Source organism: Nonomuraea gerenzanensis, from assembly GCF_020215645.1.
Classification (GTDB): domain Bacteria; phylum Actinomycetota; class Actinomycetes; order Streptosporangiales; family Streptosporangiaceae; genus Nonomuraea; species Nonomuraea gerenzanensis.
The window spans coordinates 8,341,768-8,366,827 of record NZ_CP084058.1 but is presented as its reverse complement, the minus strand read 5'-3'; the positions used below and the strand labels follow the sequence as shown (position 1 = coordinate 8,366,827).

24 protein-coding genes are annotated in these 25,060 nt (G+C 73.3%); 9 read left to right on the top strand and 15 right to left on the bottom strand.

Features of this window, described 5'->3' with window-relative positions; genetic code table 11:
- Positions 1–32: 32 nt before the first annotated feature.
- Both LCN96_RS38925 and LCN96_RS38920 read left to right on the top strand, forming a co-directional pair.
- Positions 33–2,543, top strand: coding sequence for a SpoIIE family protein phosphatase (locus LCN96_RS38925; protein ID WP_225267431.1), 2,511 nt, complete (start codon positions 33–35; stop codon positions 2,541–2,543).
- 48 nt (positions 2,544–2,591) lie between these two features.
- Positions 2,592–3,155 (top strand): site-2 protease family protein, encoded by a 564-nt coding sequence (locus LCN96_RS38920; protein ID WP_225267430.1) that lies wholly within the window; start codon positions 2,592–2,594, stop codon positions 3,153–3,155.
- 177 nt (positions 3,156–3,332) lie between these two features.
- Here the strand turns inward: LCN96_RS38920 and LCN96_RS38915 are convergent, their stop codons facing one another.
- From LCN96_RS38915 to LCN96_RS38890, 6 genes are all read right to left on the bottom strand, one after another.
- The gene (locus LCN96_RS38915; protein WP_225267429.1) at positions 3,333–3,548 is read right to left on the bottom strand and encodes a hypothetical protein; all 216 of its coding nucleotides are present in this window, start codon (positions 3,546–3,548) and stop codon (positions 3,333–3,335) included.
- Positions 3,549–3,696: 148 nt separating this feature from the next.
- Positions 3,697–4,572, bottom strand: coding sequence for an alpha/beta fold hydrolase (locus tag LCN96_RS38910; RefSeq protein ID WP_225267428.1), 876 nt, complete (start codon positions 4,570–4,572; stop codon positions 3,697–3,699).
- 95 nt (positions 4,573–4,667) lie between these two features.
- A complete protein-coding gene (locus LCN96_RS38905) occupies positions 4,668–5,816 on the bottom strand; it encodes a CU044_5270 family protein (protein WP_225267427.1) in 1,149 nt (382 codons plus the stop codon).
- Positions 5,813–6,367: an RNA polymerase sigma factor gene (locus tag LCN96_RS38900; RefSeq protein ID WP_225267426.1), complete on the bottom strand. Its 555-nt coding sequence runs from the start codon at positions 6,365–6,367 to the stop codon at positions 5,813–5,815. The genes LCN96_RS38905 and LCN96_RS38900 overlap by 4 nt, the downstream gene beginning before the upstream one ends.
- Before the next feature lie 126 nt (positions 6,368–6,493).
- Complete coding sequence (locus LCN96_RS38895; RefSeq protein ID WP_225267425.1) at positions 6,494–7,693, bottom strand: MFS transporter; 1,200 nt, start codon at positions 7,691–7,693, stop codon at positions 6,494–6,496.
- Positions 7,690–8,784 (bottom strand): alkene reductase, encoded by a 1,095-nt coding sequence (locus tag LCN96_RS38890; protein ID WP_225267424.1) that lies wholly within the window; start codon positions 8,782–8,784, stop codon positions 7,690–7,692. The genes LCN96_RS38895 and LCN96_RS38890 overlap by 4 nt, the downstream gene beginning before the upstream one ends.
- Before the next feature lie 149 nt (positions 8,785–8,933).
- On the opposite strand from LCN96_RS38890, the gene LCN96_RS38885 reads away from it, so the two are divergent.
- The 6 genes from LCN96_RS38885 (at position 8,934) to LCN96_RS38860 (ending at position 16,258) form a co-directional block, all read left to right on the top strand.
- Entirely contained in the window at positions 8,934–11,780 is a 2,847-nt protein-coding gene (locus tag LCN96_RS38885) for a helix-turn-helix transcriptional regulator (protein WP_225267423.1), read from the top strand.
- A 192-nt stretch (positions 11,781–11,972) separates the two neighbouring features.
- On the top strand, positions 11,973–13,253 hold the full coding sequence (locus LCN96_RS38880) for a M23 family metallopeptidase (protein WP_225267422.1): 1,281 nt from the start codon (positions 11,973–11,975) through the stop codon (positions 13,251–13,253).
- 268 nt (positions 13,254–13,521) lie between these two features.
- Entirely contained in the window at positions 13,522–14,121 is a 600-nt protein-coding gene (locus tag LCN96_RS38875; RefSeq protein WP_225267421.1) for an RNA polymerase sigma factor, read from the top strand.
- Between the two features lie 2 nt (positions 14,122–14,123).
- Complete coding sequence (locus LCN96_RS38870) at positions 14,124–15,011, top strand: CU044_5270 family protein (protein WP_225267420.1); 888 nt, start codon at positions 14,124–14,126, stop codon at positions 15,009–15,011.
- Between the two features lie 81 nt (positions 15,012–15,092).
- Entirely contained in the window at positions 15,093–15,704 is a 612-nt protein-coding gene (locus LCN96_RS38865) for a hypothetical protein (RefSeq protein ID WP_225267419.1), read from the top strand.
- Between the two features lie 68 nt (positions 15,705–15,772).
- Positions 15,773–16,258 carry a hypothetical protein gene (locus LCN96_RS38860; protein WP_225267418.1) on the top strand — a complete coding sequence of 162 codons (486 nt, stop codon included), beginning with the start codon at positions 15,773–15,775 and terminating at the stop codon, positions 16,256–16,258.
- Between the two features lie 26 nt (positions 16,259–16,284).
- Here LCN96_RS38860 and LCN96_RS38855 read toward each other — a convergent pair whose 3' ends face one another.
- A complete protein-coding gene (locus LCN96_RS38855; protein WP_225267417.1) occupies positions 16,285–17,559 on the bottom strand; it encodes an ABC transporter substrate-binding protein in 1,275 nt (424 codons plus the stop codon).
- Between the two features lie 137 nt (positions 17,560–17,696).
- Between LCN96_RS38855 and LCN96_RS38850 the strand changes: the two genes are divergently transcribed.
- Positions 17,697–18,125: a nitroreductase family deazaflavin-dependent oxidoreductase gene (locus tag LCN96_RS38850; protein WP_225267416.1), complete on the top strand. Its 429-nt coding sequence runs from the start codon at positions 17,697–17,699 to the stop codon at positions 18,123–18,125.
- Between the two features lie 50 nt (positions 18,126–18,175).
- Here LCN96_RS38850 and LCN96_RS38845 read toward each other — a convergent pair whose 3' ends face one another.
- Genes LCN96_RS38845 through LCN96_RS38815 form a run of 8 tightly spaced genes read right to left on the bottom strand, consistent with a single transcriptional unit; the run spans position 18,176 to position 25,018 of the window.
- A complete protein-coding gene (locus tag LCN96_RS38845) occupies positions 18,176–18,451 on the bottom strand; it encodes a YciI family protein (protein ID WP_225267415.1) in 276 nt (91 codons plus the stop codon).
- 1 nt (position 18,452) lies between these two features.
- Positions 18,453–19,355, bottom strand: a complete 903-nt coding sequence (locus LCN96_RS38840) for an amidohydrolase family protein (protein ID WP_225267414.1) — start codon at positions 19,353–19,355, stop codon at positions 18,453–18,455.
- 5 nt (positions 19,356–19,360) lie between these two features.
- Complete coding sequence (locus LCN96_RS38835) at positions 19,361–20,476, bottom strand: vWA domain-containing protein (protein WP_225267413.1); 1,116 nt, start codon at positions 20,474–20,476, stop codon at positions 19,361–19,363.
- The gene (locus LCN96_RS38830; protein ID WP_225267412.1) at positions 20,469–21,326 is read right to left on the bottom strand and encodes an AAA family ATPase; all 858 of its coding nucleotides are present in this window, start codon (positions 21,324–21,326) and stop codon (positions 20,469–20,471) included. Before LCN96_RS38830 ends, LCN96_RS38835 begins: the two co-directional genes overlap by 8 nt.
- Entirely contained in the window at positions 21,316–22,332 is a 1,017-nt protein-coding gene (locus LCN96_RS57205; RefSeq protein WP_311132032.1) for a xanthine dehydrogenase family protein molybdopterin-binding subunit, read from the bottom strand. The genes LCN96_RS38830 and LCN96_RS57205 overlap by 11 nt, the downstream gene beginning before the upstream one ends.
- Positions 22,333–22,335: 3 nt before the next feature.
- The gene (locus LCN96_RS57200; RefSeq protein ID WP_311132031.1) at positions 22,336–23,718 is read right to left on the bottom strand and encodes a xanthine dehydrogenase family protein molybdopterin-binding subunit; all 1,383 of its coding nucleotides are present in this window, start codon (positions 23,716–23,718) and stop codon (positions 22,336–22,338) included.
- Positions 23,718–24,209, bottom strand: coding sequence for a (2Fe-2S)-binding protein (locus LCN96_RS38820; RefSeq protein ID WP_225267411.1), 492 nt, complete (start codon positions 24,207–24,209; stop codon positions 23,718–23,720). Before LCN96_RS38820 ends, LCN96_RS57200 begins: the two co-directional genes overlap by 1 nt.
- An 11-nt stretch (positions 24,210–24,220) precedes the next feature.
- Positions 24,221–25,018: an FAD binding domain-containing protein gene (locus tag LCN96_RS38815; protein ID WP_225267410.1), complete on the bottom strand. Its 798-nt coding sequence runs from the start codon at positions 25,016–25,018 to the stop codon at positions 24,221–24,223.
- Positions 25,019–25,060: the final 42 nt, after the last annotated feature.

The following is a 25,060-nucleotide window of genomic DNA, read 5'->3' as shown; positions in this document are numbered from 1 at the left end:
CACCAGGCCTCGTCACCAGGCAAGGAGAGCACGTGCACGACCTCCAGCACCCGGCTGCGCCGGACCCCGGCACCGCCGGTTACCCGGAGCTTCCGGACGCGGGCGCGGCCACCAACGTCGGCCGACTGGCGGCGACCAACGTCGGCCGCCTGGCGGCGACCATCGAACGGCTGCGCGAGGCGGTGCGGGAGGCCCAGCACGCGGCCGAGGGCCGGGCGCTGATCGAGGTGGCCAAGGGCATCCTGATCGAGCGGCTCGGCTGCGGCCTCACCGAGGCCGCGCGGCAGATCGCGACGCTGGCCGAGCAGGCGGGGGTCTCGCCCATCGAGATGTCGGCCGACATCATCAACCACGCCGCCAGGGATCGCATCAGCGAGACGGCCAGGGAGTTTCTGAACGCGGCCCGTTCACGCGAGGCGCTGTCCCCGGCCGAGCGTGATCGCGCCGCCTCAGGGCCCGCCTCGGGAGGCGGCGCGGGAGGCGGCGCAGGTGCCGGTGGGGGAGGCGGTGCGGGTGCCGGTGGGGGAGGCGGTGCGGGCGTGGCGGTGCGCATGCGCAGCGCCGAGAACGGCATGCTGCAGGCGGGCGACGCGCAGGCCGTCGCCGAGTCGCTGCTGCAGCACGCGCTCACCCCGCTCGGTGCCACCGCAGTCGCCATCTGGGCGGCCGGCCACGACGCCTCACTAGCCCTGGCCGGCTATGCCGGCTTCAACGAGGCCGAGGCCGCCCGCTGGCGCTACGTGCCGCCCGGCGTGGCCACCCCCGCCCGGCAGGCGCTCACCGAACGCAAGGCGATCTGGCTGCGCGCGCTGTCGGACGTCGGCCTGCCCTCGATCGGCTGGCACGCCACCCCCGGCGGGGGCCGCGCGTCGGTGCCCGCCGGCACCGGCGGCCGCGTGCTGGGCGTGCTGGAGATCAGCTGGCCGGAGCCGCTGGAGAAGCCGTCGCCCCAGATCGTCAAGCAGATCGAGGCGCTGGCCGAGCTGTGCGCGCACACGCTGGAGCGTCCTGTCGGCGCGCCCGACGTGGCACCGCCGTCGGAGCTGACCGACCTGGCCGACGTGCTGCCCGACGCCGCCATGGTGCTGCGGCCCTGCCTGAGCGCCGACGGCCGGCTCACCGACTTCCGGATCCGCCACACCAACCGGCGCTTCGCCGACCCGGCCGGGCGGCCGGCCGCGATGGTGACCGGCTCGCGGCTGCTGGAGGCGTACCCGCTGGCCGCGCAGGACGACGGCCTGTTCTCCAAGATCGAGCGGGTGCACGCGACCGGCGAGCCGTTCCAGTCCGACCGGGTGACGCTGATCGCGCTGGTCGACCAGGTGCCGCTGGCCAGCGTCGCGCACGTGAGCATCACCCGCCACGGCGAGGACGTGCTGATGATCTGGCGGCTGCAGGACGAGGCCACCCGCCTGGCCAGCCTGCTCCAGCACGCCCAGCGCCTGGGCCGCATCGGCGGCTTCGAGGAGAACGCGCTCACCGGCGAGATCACCTGGAACAGCCAGCTCTACTCCCTGTACGGGATGGCTCCCGGCGAGCCGCCCATCCCGCTGGAGCTGCTGGCCCAGCACGCCCACCCCGACGACGCGGTGGTCATCGGCCGCTTCCTGCGCACGGTGCTGCACCACCGCCAGCCCGCCTCGGCCGCGTTCCGGCTGCAGCGGCGCGACGGCATCGCCCGCCACATCAGGGTGGTGGCCGAGCCGGCGCTGAGCGACGACGGGCTGCTGCTGGCCATCCGGGGCGCGTACCAGGACATCTCCTCCCAGCACTGGACGGAGATGGCGCTCGCGGCCACCCGCGACCAGCTCGCCCACACCGAGCAGCAGGCGGCCGAGCGCAACCGGCTGGCGCTGCAGCTCCAGCGGGCCATCATGCCGGCCAGCCAGCAGCCGGTGGAGGCGTTCGGCCTGGACGTCGCCGTACGCTACCGGCCGGCCGAGAAGGAGCACCTGGTCGGCGGCGACTGGTACGACGCGGTCATCCTGCCGTCCAAGAAGATCCTGCTGGCCGTGGGCGACGTGGCCGGGCACGGCATCGAGGCGGCCACCGGCATGGTCGTGCTGCGCAACGCCCTGCGCGGCCTGGCCGCCACCGGCGCGGGCCCCGGCCAGCTGCTGGCCTGGCTCAACATGGTCGCCCACCACCTGACCGAGAACGTGACCGCCACGGCGATCTGCGGGCTGTACGACCCCGAGACGCAGGTGCTGAGCTGGGCCAGGGCCGGGCACCTGCCGCCCGTCCTGATCAGGGACGGCCGGGCCGCCGAGCTGGACATGATCAGCGGTGTCCTGCTCGGCGCGCTGTCGGACATGACGTACGAGGAGAGCCAGATCCAGCTCGCCGCCGACGACGTGCTGCTCATGTACACCGACGGCCTGATCGAGCGCCGCGACCTGCCCCTGCACCAGGCCCAGCAGCAGCTCCTGCGCACGGCCACGCACCCGAGCACGGGCCTCGGCCACCGGCTGGACCACCTGCTGACCCACAGCAGATCCGACACCGACGACGACACCTGCCTCGTGGGCATCCAGCTCCACTGATCACGGGCCGGGCCCGCGTACCCACGCAACCGGAAGCAGGCCGGTGGCATGGCGAGCCTGGAGGACCCCGGGAAGGTCGACAGGAACGTCGGCTTCCTCGGCGTGCGCCCCACCCAGGTGAGGCAGCCGCAGGGCGTCGGCGAGGTGTTCGGCTACCTGGGCGCGCAGACGGCCAGGGTGGCGGGCTCGATCGTGAACCTGCCGGAGAAGATGACCGGCGTCTGGCACGCGGCCTTCTCCGGCGAGGAACGCGACCCCGAAGGCCCGGTCGGCATGGTCGGCGCGGGCCGCCTGGGCGGCGAGATCCTCGCCTCCGACCTGTCCGACGAGGACAAGCTCGCCACCTCCGTCAGCCTGCTGGCCGGCTTCAACCTGGCGATCGGCATGTTCAACCTGATCCCGCTGCTGCCGCTCGACGGCGGGCACGTCGCGGGCGGGCTCTGGGAGGGGCTCAAGCGGGGCTACGCCAAGGTGATGCGGCGGCCGGCGCCCGCGTACGTGGACATCGCCAAGGTGCTGCCGCTGACGTACGCGGCGGCGCTGGTGATGGTGGTCATGGCGGGGCTGCTGGTCTACGCCGACCTGGTCAACCCGCTCACGCTGACGAACTGACGGGTTCCTGAGGCTCACACGGGTACCGTGTGGCGAAAACGGGCGGGCCGCCATGGCGGCGGTTGGTCGTCGTGCTGGGTGTCGTCGCCGTCATCGATCATCGGTCGGCTGCACGAAGCGTTCCGCGAGCCGTCCGACGGCCCGCCACGTCTCCTCGCCCGTCACTGCCGGACGTTCCTAGTCCTGAGAGGTGCGGTGGCGGACGATCGCGTCGCTGATCCGCCGGGACGCCTCCACTTCCGGCGCCACCCACCGCATGCCCGTGTCGCCCACGTCCACCGGCTCGGCGATCGCCTGCGGCAACGGCCCTTCGTCCCGCCCGGCCTGCCACGCGGCCGGGTCCGGCCGCTCGGGCAGGCGCCGGAATCTGTCAATCTTCGACTCAGCGCTCATGTCCGGATGAACGGCCCGTTCGCCTCGTTGGTTCCGGAACGGGCCACTTCCGCCTGTCAGCCCTGGCCGGCAGGCAGAACCACGGCGACCGTCAGAAGAACCCGCCGGACTCGATCCACGCGCACGGTCAACAGCACGCCCACGCCGCTCACAGCCGGATCAGGTCGGCGACCTCCTCGGGCAGACCCGGTGAGGTCATCACATGGCCCATCCCGGGCACGACGTGCAGCTCCGCGCCCGGGATCGCGGCAGCCAGGGCCTCGCCGTGCGCGAGCGGATAGACCGGATCCTGGTCGCCGTGCACGATCGAGGTCGGCGCGGTGATCGACGACAGCGGGGCGAGCAGGCCGGGGGCGTCCATCCACACGGCCCGGTGGTGGTTGGCCGCGGCCGCCGGGTCGGTGGCCCGTGACAGCGCCAGCTCCAGCATCGCCCTGGCGGCCGGCTCGTCGAACGGCCGGACCGGCCCGTTGAAGACCCGGAACAGGGCCACGTCCGACTCCACGCCCGGCGGCAGCCCGGCCGCCACCTGCGCGAGGAACGCCGGCGACGGCGGCGGCAGGTCGTCCGGGTCGGCCGGCTCACCGGCCCGCGCCCGTGCCCACACAGGACGTGGATCGTGACCCATCGGCGAGCTGGACATCACCGTCAGGGACCGCACCCGGTCCGGCGCGTGCACCCCCAGCCACTGCGCGATCATGCCCCCCATGGAGGTCCCGGCCACATGGGCGGCATCCAGCTCATGGCCGTCCAGCACGGCCAGGCAGTCGCGCGCCAGGTCCGCGATCGTGTACGGATGTTCGTCGAAGTCGACGAGGCTGGACCGGCCGGTGTCCCGATGGTCGAACCGGATCACCTGCACCCCACGCTCGACCAACCGGCTCACCAGCGCGTCGGGGCAGCTGACACCCTGGGCGGCCGACCCCATGACCATCAGGACGGCGGGCTGCCCGGGAGCCCCGGCCCGCTCCGTCCAGATCCGGAGCGGGCCGGAGGTCACGAATCGCTCGTGCGTGTGCAACACGGAGGCACGATAACGGCTGCCCGCCGCGGGACGCCGCTCATTTTCCGATGGCCCCCGCAGTCGTAGAACACGCACGACCGGCCCCCGGGACGGGCTCAGTTCCGGGGCGGCTCCGGCCGTTCGCCGGTCCAGCCGACCTCCTCGAACGAGCGGGACACCCGGAGCTCCGCCTGACGCCCGTCCGCGAGCCTGGTGGTGTTCGTCCGCACCTCGGCGAGCAGCCGGCCGCCGGCGGGCTCCACCACGAGCGTGACCTCGGAGAACAGGCCCGGCTCGATCTCCTCCTGGTAGCGGAGCGACTGCCCGCGCCGCCCCAGGGGGTCCGTCGTCTCCCCCTCGGCCCGGATGCCGGGCAGGGACGCCAGGAGCCGGTACGCGGCCGCGCGGGTCCCGGACGAGACGGGCACGGTGCTGATGATGTCCACACAGCCGCGGAGCAGGATGTGCGCCCTGGCCTCCTCCTCGTCCAGCCCGGAGCCGGTCAGGTCGAGCCGGCCGATGCGCTCTTCCAGGTAGTGGCGCAGCGCCTCGGGCTCGTCCGGGATCGCGCGTGTCTGCTGCCAGGTCAGCGATTCGCCCGCCAGGTCGCCGACCGTGTCCCAGTCGAGCCGCTCGACGGTCCGCTCGCCCGCCTGCGCCTCCAGCGGCCTGGACGGGACGGCGAACAGGTTCTCCGTCTTCATGTCCTCGGGGTAGCGCCAGACGGTGGGCGACCCGGCCGCCCGCCAGGCCGCCTCGTCCTGCGGGGTCGCGGGCTTGACGCCGAGCTCCTGCCGGACGTGCCAGCCAGGGGCGCCCGGTTTCCTGGCGAGCCACGTCTCGATGGACCGGCCGGCCTCGAGTACGTAGCTGCGCGTGGGGTCGGTGAGCATCCACCGGTTGACGGTCGCGGTACGCCAGTAGTCGCCGCTCGAAGGCGCCTTCTCCACGGCGACGGCGGCGGCCAGCAGGATCTGCCGGGCGGTCGGCTCGGCCGTCGCGGACACCGACGTGCCGGGCCGGGGCTCGACGGAGATCGTCCTGTCGGACGAGGTCATGGGCACGATGACCGCCACCGCGGCGGCGGCCGCGGCCAGGCCGAGCAGCGCGCGGCCGGGAGAGAGCCGGAGCCGCCGCCGGGCGGGGACGCGCTCCATCGAGACGATCTCCGCCAGCAGCGCGTCCGCCCCCGCGGTGGACGCCCGGCCGGTCAGGTCCTCGTCCCGCACGCGCGCCCGGTCCTTGAAGAGCTGGTCGCTGTTCACCTCGACTCCTTCTCGATGAGCGGCCGGGCTGTGGCGAAGCCGGCGGCCGACGGGTGGGTCTTCTCCAGGGCCTTGGCGAAGCGCTTGCGGGCCCGGTGCAGGCGGATGCGGGCCGCGTTGCGGGAGCAGTCCAGCACCGCGGCGATCTCGCCGGGGTCCAGCTCCTCCCACAGGGCCAGGGCCAGCAGCTCCCGATCGCTGTCGGCGAGCAGGTCCATCGCCTCGGCCACGCCGTCGTGCGCCCTGGGGGCGGAGGGGGCGGGGTAGAGCTGCTCGATCTCCTCGGTGAGCTCGGCGTGCCGGGTCAGCCTGCGCCGCTCGCTGCGGCGGTGGTTGGCCAGGACCCGGCGCGCCACGCCGTACAGCCAGAGCTTGGCCGCCTCACCCTCGGGCAGCTCCGTCATCCGCCGCCAGGCGGTCGCATAGGTCTCGGACACGACGTCGGCGGCGTCCTCGGGGGAGGAGCACCGCCGCACGGCGTAGCCGAGGATCTGCTCGTAGGTCCGCCGGTACACCGCCTCGAAGCGGGACCGGTCGTCTTGTTCACTCACGCGTCATCCTCGTCAGGCCTTCCCGACGCTGCGGGCTTTCATCTCGTACGTGTCCGCGGCCGTCGGCAGAATTTCAGGCCGGGCCGCCGGATCACTCAGCCGGCCCGACGAGTCCCCGAGCCCGGGTCAGCCGGCGAGCGCGGCGGCGATGGCGGGCCCGAACGCGGCGCCGAGCAGGTAGCAGAGGTTGAACTGGCCCATCGCCGTCGACCTGGCGCCGTCCGGCACCGCGCCGGCGGCGCGCGCCGCGAACGCCCCCTGCCCGGAGGCGGCGGCCAGCGAGGTGAGCGCCTGGGCGACGAGCAGGACGGCCGGCGAGGCGCTGAGGCAGGCCAGCCCGACTCCCGCCGCCGCCAGCCCGGGGAAGAGCAGCGCGACGGCCTTCACCGGCGCCTTCGCGGTGACGGCGATCACCCCGTACGACGCCAGCCCCCCGAACAGCAACGGCCACAGGATCGCGGCCCCCACCTGCCCGCTGGTCCAGCCCGCCTGCCCGGTGAGCAGGGCGGGCAGCAGGTAGATCATGCCGAAGTTGACCGCGGCCAGCAGGAACGCCAGCCCGGACGCCAGCAGGAACACCGGAGCACGCACGATCGACACGGGCACGAACCCGTCGGGCCTGGAGCGCAGGTGCAGCACCAGCAGCCCGAGCCCGGCCACGGCGGCGGCCCCCGCCACCCCCCACGCGTGGGGCACGAACACCAGCGCGGTGACCACCGCCGTCAGCAGCACCGCCCCCACCGGGTCGAAGGGCGCCCGCGGCGCGGGGTCGTCCTGCCGGTGACGCAGCACGCCGGGGACGGCGAGCAGGCTCAGCGCGGGCAGCGCCAGGGCCGCCTGCCAGGACAGCACCTGCGCGGCCAGGTCGGCGATCAGCGGTGCGGCGGAGCCGACCGTCGCCAGCGAGGCCGTGACGAGCCCCATGGAACGCGCCGAGCGGGTCAGGCTCATGGCGATCGTGGTGAACCCGGCGGTGCCGAGCCCCTGAGCGGCGCTGCCGAGCACGAGCGCGGGCAGCGCGGGCACGCTCACCACGAGCACCGCGCCGACGGCGACCAGCGCGGCGCAGGTGAGGACCGCCCGGCGCAGGCCCTGATGGCTGTGCAGGCCCGCCAGCAAGGGGGTGCCGATCGCGATGGCCCAGCCGAAGGCGGTGACGATCCAGGTCACGGCGCCCAGCGTCGACGCGAGGTCGCGGGCGGCGTCCGGCAGGATGAGGCTGGGCCCGGCGATCCCGAAGGAGAGCGGGCCCGCCAGCAGCGCCAGCCAGGCAGGCGGCACCTCGCGGGCCGGAGCGCCGGCGCGGGCGGGGGAGGCGTTGCTCATCGGTCGGCCCCGCTGGGGGAGAGCACCGGGTAGTCGGTGTAGCCACGGTGGTCGCCGCCGTAGAAGGTGCTCGGGTCGGCCTCGGTGTACGGTCCGCCCGCCGCGATCCTGGTGGGCAGGTCGGGGTTGGCCAGCCACAGCCGGCCGAAGGAGATCGCGTCGGCCAGGCCGGAGCGCAGTGCCTCGATCCCGTCGGCGGGGCCGGCGGGATCGTCGCCGCGCCATGGGTGCGGGTTGAGGATGAGCGGGCCGCTCCAGTGCTCGCGGATGAGTTTGGTGATCTCGCGGGTGTCGTTCTCCGAGACGTGCACGTACGCCAGGTCGTGCGGGGCCAGCGCGCGGGCCAGTTGCGTGTAGAGCAGCTCCGTGTCGCTCTCGTTCATGCCGTTGTAGGTGATGCCGGGGGAGATGCGCAGGCCGGTGCGGTGCGGCCCGATCGCGTCGGCCACGGCGTGCACCACCTCCACGGCGAACCTGAGGCGCCCGGCCGGCGAGCCGCCGTAGGCGTCGGTGCGCCGGTTGGTGTTGTCCGACAGGAACTGGTGGATCAGGTAGCCGCTGGCGCCGTGCAGCTCGACCGCGTCGAACCCGGCCGCCATCGCCAGCCGGGCCGCGGAGGCGAAGTCCTCGATGGCCTGGTCGATGTCGGCGAGCGTCATCTCCCGCGGCGTCGGGTGCTCCAGCAGCCCTGCGGGGGTGTGGAGCCGCTCCCCTGAGCGGATCGCCGACGGTGCGAGAGGCAGCTCGCCCGCCGGATACAGGCAGGGATGGCCGATCCGCCCGGAGTGCATGATCTGCACCGCGATGCGGCCGCCTCGCCGGTGCACCGCGTCGGTGACCAGCCGCCAGGCCGACACCTGCGCCGGCGTGTGCAGGCCGGGGGTGTCGAGGTAGCCCTGGCCGATCACGCAGGGCTGGGTGCCCTCGGTGATGATCAGGCCGGCGGCGGCGCGCTGGGCGTAGTACTCGGCGGTCAGCTCGCCGACGAGCCCGCCACGCGCCCGGTTGCGCGTCATGGGCGCCATGACCAGGCGGTTCGGCAGCTCCAGGTCGCCGACGGTGACAGGCGTGAGAAGCTCGTTCACGATCATCCTCCTCGTTACGGGATCGTCTTCGCGGCACGAGGCTACGAATGGGCCTTCACGGGCCGAATCGGTAAGGTTTCGGTACTGCACTACTGGGATCGCGTACGTGTCCCGGCTGGTCGCCGTACCTACTCCCCGACGAAAGGCCTGATCGGTTGCTGTACGGCAGGGCGAGCGAGCAGGCCGCGATCGAGGAGCTCGTGGAGGCCGCGCGGGGTGGCCGCAGCGGCGCTCTCGTCCTGCGCGGGGAGCCCGGCATCGGCAAGTCGGCGTTGCTCGACTGGGCCGCCGAGCACTGCGCCGGCGGCGGCGTGCGCGTCCTGCGGGTCGCCGGCATCGAGACGGAGGCGGACCTGGCCTTCGCCGGGCTCGTCCAGCTGCTCTGGCCGGTCAAGGACCACCTCGAAGCCCTGCCCGCGGCCCAGGCGGACGCCCTGCGCGCGGTGCTCGGCTCGGGCGGCGCGGCCGGGCAGGACCGGTTCCTGTCCGGGCTGGCCGTGATGATGCTGCTGGCCCGGCTGGCCGACGACGGGCCGGTGCTGTGCCTGGCCGACGACGCGCACTGGCTCGACCACGCCACCGCCGACGCGCTGCTGTTCGCGGCCCGGCGCCTGACGCAGGAGAAGGTGGCGATGGTGTTCGCCGCGCGGGAGGAGGGGTTCGCCGCGCCCGGCCTGCCGGAGCTGCGCCCGTCGAGGCTGTCGCAGCAGGACGCCGAACGGGTGCTGGCCCACCGGGGTCTCACCCCAGCGGCGCGGGAGCAGGTGATCGCCGAGTCGGAGGGGAACCCGCTGGCGCTGATCGAGTTCTCCCGCGAGCGGAGGCGTTACCACGCGGCGGCCGGCCCCGTCCCGATCGCCGACCGGGTGCTCGCGTCCTTCCGCTCACGCATCGCCCTGCTGCCCGACAGGACCCGCCTGATGATGCTGATGGCCGCCGCCGAGGGCCGCGGCGACCTGCCGCTGCTGCTGAGCGCCGCGGACGCGCTCGGCGTCGGGCCGGAGGACCTGGCGCAGGCCGAGCAGGCCGGGCTGGTCGAGGTGAGCGCCGCGGCCATCGCCTTCCGCCATCCCCTGATCCGTACCGCCGCCTACCAGAGCGCGCCGCTGGCGCGGCGGATCACCGCGCACCGGGCGCTGGCGGACGCGGCCACCGACGACGACTGCCGCGTCCGGCACCGGGCCGCGGCGGCGACCTCACCCGACGAGGACCTGGCGGTGGAGCTGACGCGCGCCGCCGAACGAGCCCACGACCGGACCGCCTTCGCCGCCGCCGCCGGGCTGTGGGAACAGGCCGCGCTCTTCACCCCGCACCCGCGCGACCGGGCCGCCCGGCTGGGCCGGGCTGCGGCGCTGGCGCTCTCGTCCGGGCAGGCCGACCACGCCGACCGCCTCCTCGGCCAGGCCGAGGCGCTGCTGGACGATCCGGCCTGCCTCGCCACGCTGACCGAGACGCGGGCGGTGGTGGAGTTCGAGCGGGGGGCGGGGCGGGTGGCCGCCCGGCTGCTGGTGGAACGGAGTGCCGCCGCCGAGCCGGGGCGGGTGGTGCCGATGCTGCGGACCGCGGCCGGGTATGCCTGGGTGTGCGGTGAGGCGGAGGTGATCCGGAGCGCGGCTGCCCGGCTGGCCGGGCTGGGGGTGCGGGATCCGATGATCCAGGGGCTGGCGCACCTGGTCGACGACGACTATGCGCGCGGCCTGCCGCTTCTGGGCCGGTTCGTCGCGCAAGCCCTGCCGCTTCTGGGCCAGTTCGTCGCGCAGGCCCTGCCGCTCGCGACCGGCCAGGCGCCGCACAGCCTGCCGCACGTCAGCGGTCAGGCTCCGCTCGCCGCCGGTCAGGCGCCGCACATGCTGCCGGACGCCGCTGGTCAGGGTACGCACATGTTGCCGGACGCCGCTGGTCAGGGTACGCACATGTTGCCGGACGCCGCTGGTCAGATGCCGCACGCCCTGCCGGAAGGTGCCGCCCTGCAGTGGGCCGCCTTCTGCGCGATGATCCTGTCCGACGACGGCGCGGCCGCCGCCCTGGCGGGTGCCGAGGTGGCCAGGTTCCGCAGGCAGAGCCTGGTCGGGGCGCTGCCGCAGTTGCTGCAGGATCTGGCCGGGGTCCAGGTGCAGGCCGGCAGGCATCGCGACGCCGAGGCGTCCATCGAGGAGGCCGTCCAGCTCGCCCGCGACACCGGGATGCACCAGCGGGTGCCCCGGCTGCACTCCGTGCTGGCCAGGGTGGCGGCGATCGAGGGCGACGAGCGACGCTGCGTCCGGCTCGCCAGCGACCAGCCGGACGCCGGCGGCATGACGGGCCTGGCCGCGCTCTGCCTGCTCGACCTGGGGCTCGGACGCTACGACCGGGTGCTGGAGCGGCTCGAAGCCGCGGCGCGCGGCCCGCTGCGCCATCTGACGGTGCTGGTCACGGCCGGCGCGGACCAGGTCGAGGCGGCCGTACGGCTGGGCGAGCCGGAACGGGCCGAGGCACCCCTGCGCCGCCTGGAAGCCTGGGCGCGCGCAGGAGGACAGCCGTGGGCCGAGGCGGTCAGCGCCCGCTGCCGCGGCCTGCTCAGTGACGACGAGGACGACTACCTGCGCGCGCTGGCTGCGCACCAGCACGCCGACCGGCCCTTCGAGCAGGCCCGCACCGAGCTGGTGTACGGCGAGTGGCTGCGCCGCTCCGGGCGCCGCGCCGACGCCCGCGCGCCGCTGCGGGCGGCGCTGGGCACCTTCGAGCGGTTGCGGGCCGCGCCGTGGCGGTCGCGGGCGGAGGCGGAGCTGAAGGCGACCGGGGAGTCCGTCCTGCCCGCCCGGCCGGCGGCAGCCGACCCGCTGGAACGGCTCACGCCCCAGGAGCTCCAGGTCGTACGCCTGGCCAAGGACGGGAGCACCAGCCGGGAGATCGCCGCGCACCTGTTCCTCAGCCCGCGTACGGTGGAGCACCACCTGTACCGGGCCTACCGCAAGCTCGGCATCCGGTCACGCAGGGAGCTGGCCCGCCTCGATCTCGCCTGAACCACGGCCCTGCCCTTCGGCATACCGACGGCATACCTCCACTCCTTACGTTCGGTTGCGCGGAAAGACCGCGGACGAACGAATTCCGATGACGCCACGGAATGCGCCGATGAATGGCTTCTGCGTTCGGCCTCGGCGCGGAACCGAATGGCGGAAAAATCAGGAGGAATCGCGTTGTTATTACGATCCGTCATGGCCACGGTGCTCGTCACCGCCTTCGGGCTCGCCGGAACGACGACCGGCCACGCGGCCACGGCCGCTCCCGACCTCCAGCTCCCCTTCCCCTGCGGCCAGCAGTGGCGCCTGGACACCTGGCAGCACGCCCCCGCGCTGGACATGGTGAAGGAGCCCGACCAGCACGGCACCGAGGGCGCCACCCTGATCGCCCCCGCCGCGGGCCGGGTGAACCAGTCCTACAAGCACGGAAACGCCGGCAACATGATCCAGATCGATCACGGCGGCGGCTACTTCACCACCTACATCCACTTGCAGTCCCGTGAGGTGTCGGTCGGCGAAAGGGTGCAGCGCGGCACGATGATCGGCAGGGTCGGCAAGGACGGCGCGACCGCCAACGGCCACCCGCACCTGCACTTCGAGCTCGGCTACGACGCCGACGGCGACGGCTCCGCCTCCTGGGGGTTCGCGGGCTCCGAGCGGGTCAGGCCGACCTTCGACGGCGTCACCTACGGCCAGTCGGACGGCCGCACCTGGCGCAGCGTCACCAGCCGCAACTGCTCCGTGGTCTCTCCCAAGGGGCTCGCCTCGGTGTACGGGGTGCTGCCGGACGGGCGGCTGACGTACACGGCGATCGACGGGGCGACGGGTGACCGGACGCATGGTGCGGTGGTCTCGGCCGCTCCGCTGGGGTTCACGCCGAAGGCGATGGCCACGCTGAACTTCAACACTCTGCTGGTGACCAGTGATGAGCCGAGCGGCAGGCTGTATCGGGTCGACATCCGTACCAACCGCGACGAGCTGATCTTCGAGCCGCCGGTGTTCCTCGGTAACGGCTACACGCATGATCTGCTCGCCTACGACGGCGGCGGCAATCTGTACGGCATCGCCGACGGTGTGCTGCGCCGCTACAACGTCAACGCGGCCAAGCCGGTGCTGGCCGACATCACCGGCAACACGCTGATCGGCAGCGGCTTCACGCTGAAGACGCTCACCGCGACGGGGCCGGACTGGTTGCTGGGCACCACCGCCGACGGCTGGCTGATCTCCTACCGCATCGCGGGCGCGGGCAGCTGGCAGCGGCACCAGTTGCGTGACAGCACCTGGCAGGGCTTCGACCACCTGCTCTCCCCGGGCGGGGGCGTCTACTACGGTCACCACCCCAACGGGTCCGTGCACCGCTACTTCGACGCCGACCCCTACGACGGCCAGGGCGACGACCTGTCCGGCCAGGGCACCGTGGACGCCAGTGGCTGGACGCAGGTCCTGCTCTCCGCCCAGCCCGCCACCGTGAGCTGACGCGGACGCTCACCTTCGGGCCCCGGCCACGGCCGGGGCCCGAAACGTCATGGTAAGGCCGCGTCCAGGAGAGCACGCCCGGCTCCGGTGAGCTCGTGCGTGGCCGTACGACCTCCTGGGAGATCATCGTGCTGTTACGTCCGGCAGCGGCGCGGGCCGCCGGTGAAACACCTCAGCGTCCATCGGCGAAGGAGGGCAGCCCGTCAAGCAACGGAAGGCAGACGATGACCCGAGAAATGACCCGAGAAATGACACGAAAAATCCGGATATGGTCGCGGTGACCCGGGCGCTTCCCGACCAGGAGGTCAGTGACGCGGCGATCATCGAGGAGTCCCGGAACGATCCGGAACGGTTCGCCGCGCTCTTCGACCGCCACTACTTCCAGATCCACGGGTACGCCGCACAACGGCTGGGCCAGAGCCTGGCCGACGACGTGGCCGCGGAGACGTTCCTGACCGCGTTCGACCGGCGCGACCGCTACGACCTGTCGCGCGAGGACGCCCGGCCCTGGCTGTACGGGATCGTCACCAACCTGATCGCCCGGCACCACCGGGCGGAGGCCCGGCGCTACCGGGCGCTGGCCCGGTCACCTCTCGCCCGGGCCGACGAGGGCCACGCCGACCAGGTGGCGAGCCGCATCGACGCCCAGCTGCAACGGGCGCCCCTGATGGCGGCGCTGGCGCAGATCCCCCGCACCCACCGGGAGGTGCTCCTGCTCGTCGCCTGGGGCGGGCTGAGCTCCGAGGAGGCGGCCCAGGCGCTCGGCATCACCGGCGCCGCCGTCCGGACCCGGTTGCACCGGGCCCGCAAGACCCTGCGCGCCTGCCTGAACGGCGCCGAGCCGGCGACCGCCGGAAAGGACGGCTGACCATGGACGAGATCGAGCTGCTGCACGCCGCGCGCCCGCACCCCGACGCCCCCTCGCCGGCCGCTCGGACCGCCGCCCGGGCGGCTCTGCTGGAGCGCGCCGCGAGCCCGGCGAGGCGCCGGCGCCCTGCCTGGCAGCGGGCGCGATGGCTCATGATCCCAGCGGTCGCGGCGGCCGTCGCCGCCGCGTTCCTGATCGTGCCGGATCGTTCCGCCGATCCCCGGCCGCCCGTCATGAGCTCGCGGGACGTGCTGCTCGTCGCCGCGGACACGGCGGAACGCACGCCGGAGGGCGACGGGACGTACTGGCACATCACCATCACCAAGGAGGGGGCGCCGACCCAGGAGTACTGGTACCGGCGGGACGGCCGGTTCTGGCTCAAGGGCAAGGGGCTCAAGGGGGAAGGCAGGCTCCTCGAATGGCCGGGGAAGCCTCAGCCGTTCGCGGTGGGGCCGCTGCGCATGAGCTTCGAGGAGCTGCGGTCGTTGCCCGCCGAGGAGGACGCCCTGTTCGCCCGGCTCAGGTCGGCCGTCGCCGGCAGCGGGGTCCGCACCAGCGGCGGGCCGCTCACGGCCGCCGAGCAGGACGGTGCCGCCCTGGAGGCGCTGGTCGCGCTGATCGGCGAGGCGCCGGTCCCGCCCCAGGTCCGCGCCGCCGCCTACCGGGCGCTCGCCGCCCGGCCGGGCGTCGTCGATCTGGGCGAGAGCGAGGGCGGGCGGCGGCTCCAGGTTCCGGTGACGTCCGGCGACGGCGTCATGGTCGTCGACCCGGACACCGGGCGGATCCGTGAGACGTCCGTATGGGCTCCCCTCACGGGCGGCATCGCGCAGACCCAGGACGGCATGGTGCGCATCGACACCGAGTGGACGGACCGGCTCCCGCCCGGGTGAGGTGTGCTTCCGCCCCCCCGCGGGAGCGGGCACCCGGGGGAACCGCCGGTGTCCACGACCCGTTTCCCTGGCATGGGCAGAATGGACGATCTCTTGGACGACGTCCTGGATCGGCATTTCTGGATCGTGTTCCCGGCAGGCGCCCTGATGCTGGGGGTGATCCCGCTGATCCTGCTGGAGCAGGCCCTCGGCCAGCCGGAGATCTGGCCGCGCGTCCTCGTGGGCGCCGCGATCGGAGCGGGCATCGTGGCCGGTCCCACGGCCCTGCTCCTGGCCGGACCGGTACGCCGGATGGCCTCCGGCCTGCTGGCCCTGGTCGTTTCGGCAGCGGTCATGGTCGCCTTCGCGATGAAAGTGCCCCACCGGAGGGAGACGATCCCCCTGGGCGACCCGGGCAGGGCCGAAGGGGCGGGCACCGCGGCGATGATCATCGTCTGGGGTGCGGTGGCCTTGCTGGTGATGGGGCTGCACGGCATGACATGGCAGGCGCGCGGTCGAAGGCACCGCGCCTGGGTGGAGGAATGCGGCCAGGACGGGCAGTACGTGGCGGTGTGCGCTTGCGGTTGGCGCGGGAAGGCGGCGCGGGACAGCTCCGCGGTCTTCGCGGCCGCGGGCGATCACGCGAACAGGGTGGAGATCGCGATACGGGAGCAGGCCCGGCACCGGCCGCGCCCGGGCGGGACACCGGGGTAGCCGATCAGTCCCAGGCAGGCCGGATATTGGCTGGCGGGCGCTTCCGGCCGTGCCCGATGCTGGGAGGCATGATCGACATCCCGCCGCGTACGGCCACCGACGCGTACTTCGCCGGGACGGGCGGGTCGAGGCGGCTCGACCTCGCCTTCGACCTCGACCTCGGGGAGCTGGTGGACGGCCACCACGTGGTCGCCCGCGGCCTGGAGCTGTCGGCCGGCGGCGGGGTGCTGCACTACGAGTTCGTCCCCGGCGTGCGGCCGCACGAGACGGAGACCAAGGGGCCGTTCTTCTGGTACTGGATGTTGTCCGCCGAGGACGATCTCGGCACCCCGTACGGCGACGGCAACGGCGGAGCCTTCGACACCGACGGCGAGGAGGCCGCGCACGGGGCACGCGACCTGGGCGGGGTGGTCCCCGGGGCGGCCCGCCGGCTGCGGGTCAGCTTCCGGCCGCCCGAGGGGTGGACGCCGGCGGGCACGTGGTGCCGGCAGGTGGAGATCACGCTGCCTGACGGCCCGGTCACGCAGGTGTGGAGCGACCCGGCGGCCGGCTGACCGCGTCACCAGGAGCCGGCCATGGGTCAACCGGCGATGAGGGCGTTGGCCTCCGTGATGAACTTGCGGGCCGCGGCGTCCGGGGCCATGCGGCCGAACAGCACCTCGTCCGTGTAGCGCTTGAGGATGTCCTCCATGGCGCTGGCGCCCTTCGGCGGGGCGGCGGGCGGGTCGGTGAGCTCGTCCTTGATCTCGTCCAGGAAGGCCAGCGTCTTCTTGTCGGCGTCGGGCAGGTTGTCGCGGACCGCCGCCAGCACGTTGGCGTTGGCGGGCAGGCCGCGGTCGCTGAGGATGATCGCGCCCGCCTCCGGGTCGTTGACCATGAAGTCGATGAACTCGGCGGCCTCCGCCTGGTGGGCCGACTTCGCCGAGGCGGTGTAGAACATCGCGGGCTGCAGGAACATGCCGCCTGCGGCGGCCTGCCGGGCCTTGGGCATGCGCAGCAGCTCCATCTGCTTGCCGCCCGACGCCTTGTTGATCGCGCCGAACTCGTTGCTCCACCACATGCCCATGGCGCCGTTGCCGGTGGCGAACAGGGAGCGGTCGACGTTCCGGGCGCCGAGGGCGACGCTCCTGGCGGCGTCGGGGGAGCCCCCGGTCTCGATCAGCCTGCGGTGGACGGTCCACCACGCCTTGATCGTCTCGGCCGAGATGCCCAGCTTGCTGCCCGCGTAGAAGGGCTCGCCGCGCTGAGCGGCGAAGATCTGCAGGAAGGCCGGGTTGAAGGCCTGCTGCGTGCCGTACACCTTGCCGCCGGTCCGCGCGGTGATCCTGGCCGCCAGGCGGATGTACTCCTCCCAGGTCCACCTGGTGTCGTCGGGCAGCCGCTGGCCCGCGCCCCTGATCGCCGTCGGGTCGGCGACCAGGCACCAGGCGTTGACGCCCGTGGGGATCGCGAACTGCTTGCCCTCGATGGCGCCGGTCGCCAGCACCTTGCTGTCGATGCCGGCGGTGTCGACCTCGCCGGACAGGTCGGCGAGGGTGCCGCGCTCGGCGTACTCCCGCAGGCCGCGGATCTCGATCGTGATGACGTCGGGCGTGCTGCCGCTCGCGACGTTCGTGGCGAGCTTGTCGTAGTAGCTGCCGAAGTCGGAGAACTCGCCCACGACGTCGATGTGCGGGTGCCTGGCCTCGAACCGCTTGATCGCCTCTTCGGTACGCTGCTGCCGCACGTCGCTGCCCCAGTACGCGAAGCGTAAGGTGACCTCGCCGCCCGCGCTCCCGCCCGCGCAGGCCGAAGTGGCGATCAGCACGGCGACGGCCAGCGACGCCGCCGGCGACCTCGTCTTGCCGGAGCTCACGGTCCTACCTCCCAGCAGGCTTCGGGACGGCACTCGCAAGGAGGCCGAACAAGATCGCCAGGCTACCCCCGACCCCCGCTGCCCCGCACACCGTTCCGGCAGGAATGCGGGTGCCGTGCGCGTTGTTGACTGCGGTCATGGCGGAGACCGTAGAGTTCAGCCCCAGCGACTGGGTGCGGGACCAGACGACGAAGATCCTTGAGACCGGCACCACCGAGGGCATCGACATCCTCGGATCGCCGATCGTGCTGCTGACCCTGCGTGGCGCGAAGACCGGCAAGCTGCGCTACACCCCGGTGATGCGCGTGGAGCACGAGGGCAGGTACGCGGTCGTGGCGTCCAAGGGTGGCGCTCCCGAGCACCCCACCTGGTACTACAACATCAAGGCCCATCCGGAGTTCCCGTTGCAGGACGGGACCGTTACGAAGGTGTACGTCGCGCGCGAGGTCGAGGGCGCCGAGCGGGCGGAGTGGTGGGAGCGGGCGGTCGCGGCCTACCCGTCCTACGCCGAGTACCAGGAGAAGACCGACAGGCAGATCCCGGTGTTCGTGCTCGATCCCCGGTGATGAGCGGGCCGGCGGCGTTCGCGCCGCCGGCCGCTCCTTCCTCCGTGGTCTCAGTCCAGCGAGCCGACCGTCACCCGCCATTCCCGCAGCGAACGGTCCTTGGTGACCTCCAGCTGCGTGTACGGGTCCTGGTCGACGAGCGCCCGCGCCGCGGCCTCGTCCTCAGCCCGCAGGACGATCAGGCCGGCGGTCAGGTCCGTGAAGGGGCCGGCCGCGACGAGGCTGCCCTGCTCCCAGAGCTTGTTCAGATGCGCGAGATGGTCCTCGCGGCGCTCCGCCCGCAGCGGGGTGTCGTGGTAACCGTAGGTCAGGACGAACAGGGCCATGTCAGCCTCCCAATCGGTAGATGCGTTGTGCGTTGCCGGCGAAGACGGCGCGCTGGTCGGCCGGCGTCAGGTGGGCCAGCGCCTGCTTCCATGTGCCGACCAGGTGCGGCATCGTGGTCCAGAGCTTCTCGACCGGGAAGTTCGTGCCGAACATGGCCCGGCCGGCGCCGAACCAGCCGATCACCTCGCCGGCGACGGAGGAGATGAGGCCCGGATCCACCCGGTGCACGAAGGTGCCCTGCCCGGTGAGCTTGACGACGACGTTCGGCCGCTCGGCCAGCGCGGCCATCCCGGCCCGCCACGACTCGGCGTACTCGGGGCCGATGAGCATGCCCGCGTGCACCAGGACGAAGGTGAGGTCGGGGAAGTCCGTCACCAGCGCGAGCGCGTCCGGGAACTGCTCGGGGAAGACCTGCAGCTCGAACAGCCAGCCGAGGTCGGCGAGCACGCCCAGGTTCTTGCGGAGGACCGGGTCCCGCATGCGGTCGGGCGCGCTGGCGTACCGGAACTCCGGGCGCTCGTGCCAGTGCAGCTGCTGCCGGATCCCCCTGATCAGCGGGGTCAGCGCGGCCTGCTGCCGCATGACCTCCGGGGCGGCGTCGTCGAACAGGTCGGCCGCCGCGACGACGGCCGTCGGCCAGCCCGTCTCCTCGTGCACCTCGCGCAGCCAGCGCACCTCGTCCACGACCCGGTCGAGCGGCCAGTTCGTCTGCACGTAGACCGACTGCCGGATGCCCGAGGCGGTGGCCTCGGCGAGGTACTCCTCGATCAGGTAGTCACGCCTGATCGCCTCGTAGGGCCCGAAGATGCGCGGCACCATCGGGCCGGACAACCAGGGCAGGTCCCGGGCCCGCCAGATGTGGTGGTGGGCGTCCACGATGTCGCCCCGGTACGGCTCCGACATGACGATCACTCCCTGGCCAAGGTCTGCACCTGCCCGTACGCCGTCCGCAGGTCACGGACGCCCGCGATCGCGTCCACGTCCCCGAGCACGGCCGCCATGCCGCGCGTGACCGGCCGGTAGGCCGGGTCGCAGGCGAGCGGCGTCCACCACAGCAACCGGTGCCCCAGCAGCGACAGCCGCCGCACGGCCGCCCGCATGGGCTCGCAGTCGCCGCGTTCCAGGCCGTCCGAGAGCACGATCACCAGGGCGCCGCGCGCCATGGTGACGTACCGGGCGTTGCCGAGGAACTCCTGGAGCGCGCCGCCGATCCGGGTCCCGCCCTCCGCGTCCAGGACGACCTCGCTCAGCGAGCCGACGGCCACGTCCACCTCCCGCGCCCGCAGCGGCCCGGTGACGCGGGTCAGCCGGGTGCCGAAGGTGAACACCTCCACCCGGTCCAGGCAGGCGACCGCGGCGTGGGCGAAGCGCAGGTAACCGGCGCTGTGCTGCTTCATCGACCCGGACACGTCGATGAGCAGCAGCACCCGGCGCCGCCGCCGGGGACGGTGGCGCCGCCGCAACGTCACGATCTCGCCGTGGGTGCGCCAGGACTCGCGGCACACCCTGGCGACGTCGATCCAATGCCCCCGGCGGCCGGGCCGGCGGCGGCGTGACCGGACCGCCGGTATCGCGCCGGGCAGCTCCCGCCGCAGCAGCGCGAGCACCGCGCGCTCGTCCTCGCTCGCCGGGCCGAACACCGGGCGGCTCTCGCGCTCCCCGGACCCGGCCGCGAGGCCCGCCGCCCCGCCGAACACCGCCGCCGAGGGGGCCTCGTCCCCCTTGCCGCCCGGCGCGGGGCTCTCCTCGCCGGGAAGCTCCTGGTCGGGGACGGTCCGTACCGGCAACTCCCCGAACCAGCGCTCGAACGTGGGGGAGTACACCTCCAGGTCCTCGCGGGAGGTGGTGAGCGTGCTCGCGCCGATCCAGTAGAGATGCGTGGCGTCGCGCGGCCCGACGGCCTCGATCGCCCGGAGGAAGACCCGCTGCCTGGCCACCGGCACGCGCAGGCCCTGCTCGTGCAGGTCGCGCAGGAACCCCCGCACATGATCGCGGACGCGCCCGGCGAGGGCCTGCTCAGTCACCGAACACCTCCGCGGCATGCTGCCTGACCAGGGCCAGGTCCTCCTCGTGCTTGACGAGCAGCCCCGCCGCCCGGCGCATCGCCTCCGGCCAGCCCGCGCCCTCGCCCGCCAGCGCCTGCACGCCGCGGGCCCAGGAGGCCGACTCCGCGATGCCGGGCCGCTTCAGCAGCGCCAGCCCGCGGATGCGGTGCACGGCGGCCACGAGCCGGGCCGCGCTCCTGGCGTCCAGGCCGGGCGCCTGCGCCTGGAGGATCGCCTGCTCCCGCTCGGCGTCGGGGAAGGGGATCCAGTGGTACAGGCAGCGGCGCTTGAGCGCGTCGTGCAGCTCGCGGGTCCGGTTCGAGGTGAGGACGACGAACGGGACGCTCTGCGCCCTGATGGTGCCCAGCTCAGGGACGGTGATCTGGAAGTCACCGAGGAACTCCAGCAGGAACGCCTCGAACTCGCTGTCCGCGCGGTCGATCTCGTCGATCAGCAGCACCGCGCCGGAGGCCGCCCGCAGCGCGCGCAGCAGCGGGCGCTGCAGGAGGAACTCCTCGCGGTACAGGTCGCCGACGCCGCGCCCCTCGACCTCGGCGGCCCGCAGCGACAGCAGTTGCTTCGGGTAGTCCCACTCGTACAGGGCCTGGGAGGCGTCCAGCCCCTCGTAACACTGCAGCCGGATCAGCTCGCGGCCGAGGACCCGGGCCAGGACGTTGGCCACCTCCGTCTTGCCGACCCCCGGCTCCCCCTCCAGGAGCAGCGGAAGCCCGAGCACCCCGGCCAGGTGGACGGCGGTGAGCAGGCCCTCGTCGGCCAGGTAGCCCTCCTCGCCCAGCCGCCGGCCCAGCGTCTCCTGGTCAGCCGGCACGGCCGGCCCGCAGCTCGTCGAGCCCGCGCAGCACCTTCTCGGGGGTGAACGGCATGCTGGTCAGCCGGACGCCGACCGCGTCGTAGACCGCGTTGGCGATCGCCGGGATCGGCGCGTTCGCCGTCATCTCCCCGATCCCCTTCGCCCCGAAAGGCCCGTTGTCGGCCGGCCGTTCGAGCAGCATGCTGGTCTGCTCCGGCAGGTCCGCCGGCCCCGGCATCAGGTACTGGACGAAGTCCACGGGGCCGTGCTCGCGCGAGTGCGGATAGTACGGCTCGGTCGACTCGAACAACGCGTGCGACAACCCCATCCAGGCCCCGCCCTCGACCTGCTGGGTCGCGATGGCCGGATTGAGCGCCCGGCCGACCTCGTAGGTGTTGTAGAGCCGCAGCACCTCGATGACGCCGGTCTCGTCGTCCACCTCGACCTCGGCCACCGTGCACGCGTGCGCCTGGCAGGAGTCCGGGTCCATCTCGCCCGTCTCCGGCACCGGGGTGCTCGGCTCCTTGAGGAAGATGCCCCGGCCGGAGATGGTCCTGCCCTGACGGAAGTGCGCGGCGAGCGCGACCTCGCTGACGTGGATCTTCTTCTCCGCCGCCCCCTTGAGCCGGACGAAGCCGGTGCCGTCGGTCTCCAGGTCCTCCGCGTCCACCTCCAGCTCGTCGGCGGCGACCTGGAGCAGCACCTCCCTGGCCTCGCGCGCCGCCATGACCACGGCGTTGCCGACCCGGTGAGTGCCGCGGCTGGCGAACGTGCCCATGCAGTGCGGGCCGGTGTCGGTGTCGGCGGTGTCGACGATGACGTTCTCGATCGGGACGCCGAGCGTCTCCGCCGCGCACTGGGCGACGACCGTCCGCAGCCCCTGGCCGAGGTCCACCGAGGAGAGCGTGACGACGAACCCGCCCATGGTCGTGGCGTGCACGAGCGCCTGCGAGGGGTCGCCGCCGAGGTTCATCCCGGTCGGGTAGTTGACCGCCGCGTATCCGCGGCCCCGCCGTAACGTCATGGCTCAGCCCTCCGCTCGCTCGGCCGACGACATCGCCAGGTACTCCGGCGGCAGCTCGTGCCCCACCAGGGCGGCGGCGCTCTGGATCACCTCGACCAGCGCCGTGCCTGACGCGATCTTGCGGTGTGCCTTCATGTCGCCGTCCCGGTAGGCGTTCGTGAGCCGCAGCCGCAGCGGGTCCAGGCCCAGCTCCCTGGCGACGTGGTCCATCTGCGACTCCAGCGCGAAGTCGCCGATCGTGACGCCGAACCCGCGCATGGCGCTGGACGGCGTCCGGTTGGTGTAGACGCAGTAGCAGTCCACGTGCACGTTCGGGATCGTGTACGGGCCCGGCATGTGCGCCGCCGCCTTGGTGGTGCCGTACGGGCTGTGCCGGGAGTAGGCGCCGGCGTCCACGTACAGGGTGACCTGGCGGGCGACGATCCGGCCGTCGCGCATGACGCCGTCCTTGATGTGGATGCGCTCGGCCGCCCGGGTGGAGGACACCTGCATCTCCTCGGCGCGGCTGTAGACGTACTTGGCGGGCCGGCCGGTGAGCAGGGCGGCGAGGCAGGCGAGGGGCTCGACGATGACGTCCACCTTGCCGCCGAAGCCGCCGCCGACGGTGCCGCCGACCACGCGCAGGCTGGTCGGCGGGACGCCGAGGATGAGCGCGGTGTTGTCGAGGGTGAAGAAGGCGGCCTGGGTGTTGCTGTGGATGCGCAGCCGGCCGTCGCCCTGGGGGACGACGAGGCAGCCGGTGGGCTCGGTCGGCGCGTGCTCGATCGGGGAGGAGCTGTAGCGGCCCTCGATGATGCGGTCCGCCTGGGCGAAGCCCCGCTCGACGTCGCCGAAGCGGATCCGGCGGCAGGGGTGGCCCTCGTACACGAAGTGGTTGGTGCCCGCCTGCTTGATGATCGGCGCGCCCTCGGCCAGTGCCTCCTCGACGTCGAGCACGGCGGGCAGGTCGGTGTAGTCGACCACGACCCGGGCGGCGCCCTCGCGGGCCGCCTCCTCGGTCTCGGCGACCACGGCGACGATCGGCTCGCCCCGGTACAGGACCCGGTCCTCGGCCAGCACCGGCTCGTCGTCGGGGCCGACCCCGATCAGGCGCAGCACGACGTACCAGTTGTTCGGCACGTCCCGGTGGGTGATGACGCGCAGCACGCCCGGCACCTGGAGCGCGCCGGAGACGTCCACCCGGTCGATGCGGGCGTGGTGCCGGGTGGAGCGGTGGATCTTGACGTGGGTCAGGCCCGGCGGCGTCAGGTCCTCGAAGAAGACCGTGCGGCCGGTGACGTGGCCGCGGGCGTCCGAGCGCTGCACCGCGGTGCCGATGACGGAGAAGCCGCCCGACCGCTCGCCCTTGAAGTAGGCGGTGTCGATCGGCGTGATCCGGCCGCCCATCACACGTCGGCCCTCGCGGCGGCGCGGCGGCGTGCCGCGGCGGACAGGACGGCGGTGATGATCGGCTCGTAGCCGGTGCAGCGGCAGACGTTCCCGCAGATCGCCTCGGCGACGTCCTGACGGGTCGGGTCCGGTTCCCGGTCGAGCAGCGCCGTGGCCGACATGATCATCCCGGGGGTGCAGAAGCCGCACTGCGTGGCGAAGTGGTCGACGAACGCCTGCTGCACGTCGGTGAGCCGGTCACCGTCGGCCAGGCCCTCGATCGTCTCCACGGCGGAGCCGTCCACCGTCACGACGGGGATCAGGCACGAGACCACGGGCCGGCCGTCCAGCAGCACCGTGCAGCTGCCGCAGCCGCCCTGCCCGCACCCGCGCTTGGCCCCCATCAGCCCGAACGTCTCGCGCAGGGCGTCCAGCAGGGTCGTCGAGGGGCGGGCGATCAGCTCCCGCTCGGTGCCGTTCAGCGTGAGCGTGACGATGGTCGAGGGCATACGCTCCCCTTTCAGGCCCCGAGCAGGGCACGACGCAGGTGGACGGGGTAGACGCGGGCGCGGTACCAGGCGGAGGCGTAGGCGTCGTCGAACGGCTCGATGGCGTCCGCCACCGCCGCCCGGGCGACGGTCCCGGCGGTGAGCGGCGCCCCGAGCAGCACGCGCTCGGCGCCGGCGGCCCGCACCAGGCGGCGCGCGAGGCCGCCGAGCACCAGCCGGACGTCGGCGACCAGGCCGTCCTCGACCGTGATCCGGGCCGCCACCGTGACGATGGCGCCGGAGTTGAGCCGCCGCCTGCTCGCCTTGTAGAACCGGAACGTGCCGTCCGCCGGAGCGGTGAACCGGATCCCGGTCACCAGCTCGCCGGTGGGCAGGCCGTCCTTGACGACCCGTTCCAGCGGCTCGCGCCGCGCGCCGCCGGGGCCGAGCACGTCCAGCTCCGCGTCCAGGGCGAGCAGGGCGGCGGCCAGGTCGCCGTACGGCTGCGGCACGAACAGGTTGCCGGCCACCGTGGCGAGGTTGCGGACCGGCGGGGAGGCGATCGAGCGCACGCAGGGGTGGAGCCGGCCCAGCCGGGGGTCGTCCTCGACGTCGGCCAGCGTGGTGGCCGCCCCCATGGTCACAGTGGCGCCGGCCACGTCGATGCCACGCAGCCCGGCCTTGCGCAGACTGACGAGCCGCAGGCCGGGGCCGGCTTCGTCGTTCGTCCTGGTCAGCAGGTGGGTGCCGCCGCCGAGAGGGACGGCTCCGCGCTGAAGGCCGGCCTGGGCCGCCTCGGCGCTGTCCGGGATCTCAACCGATATCAGCATTTACGCTCCCGTTATCGATATCGATAATTGGAGAGTAGATGG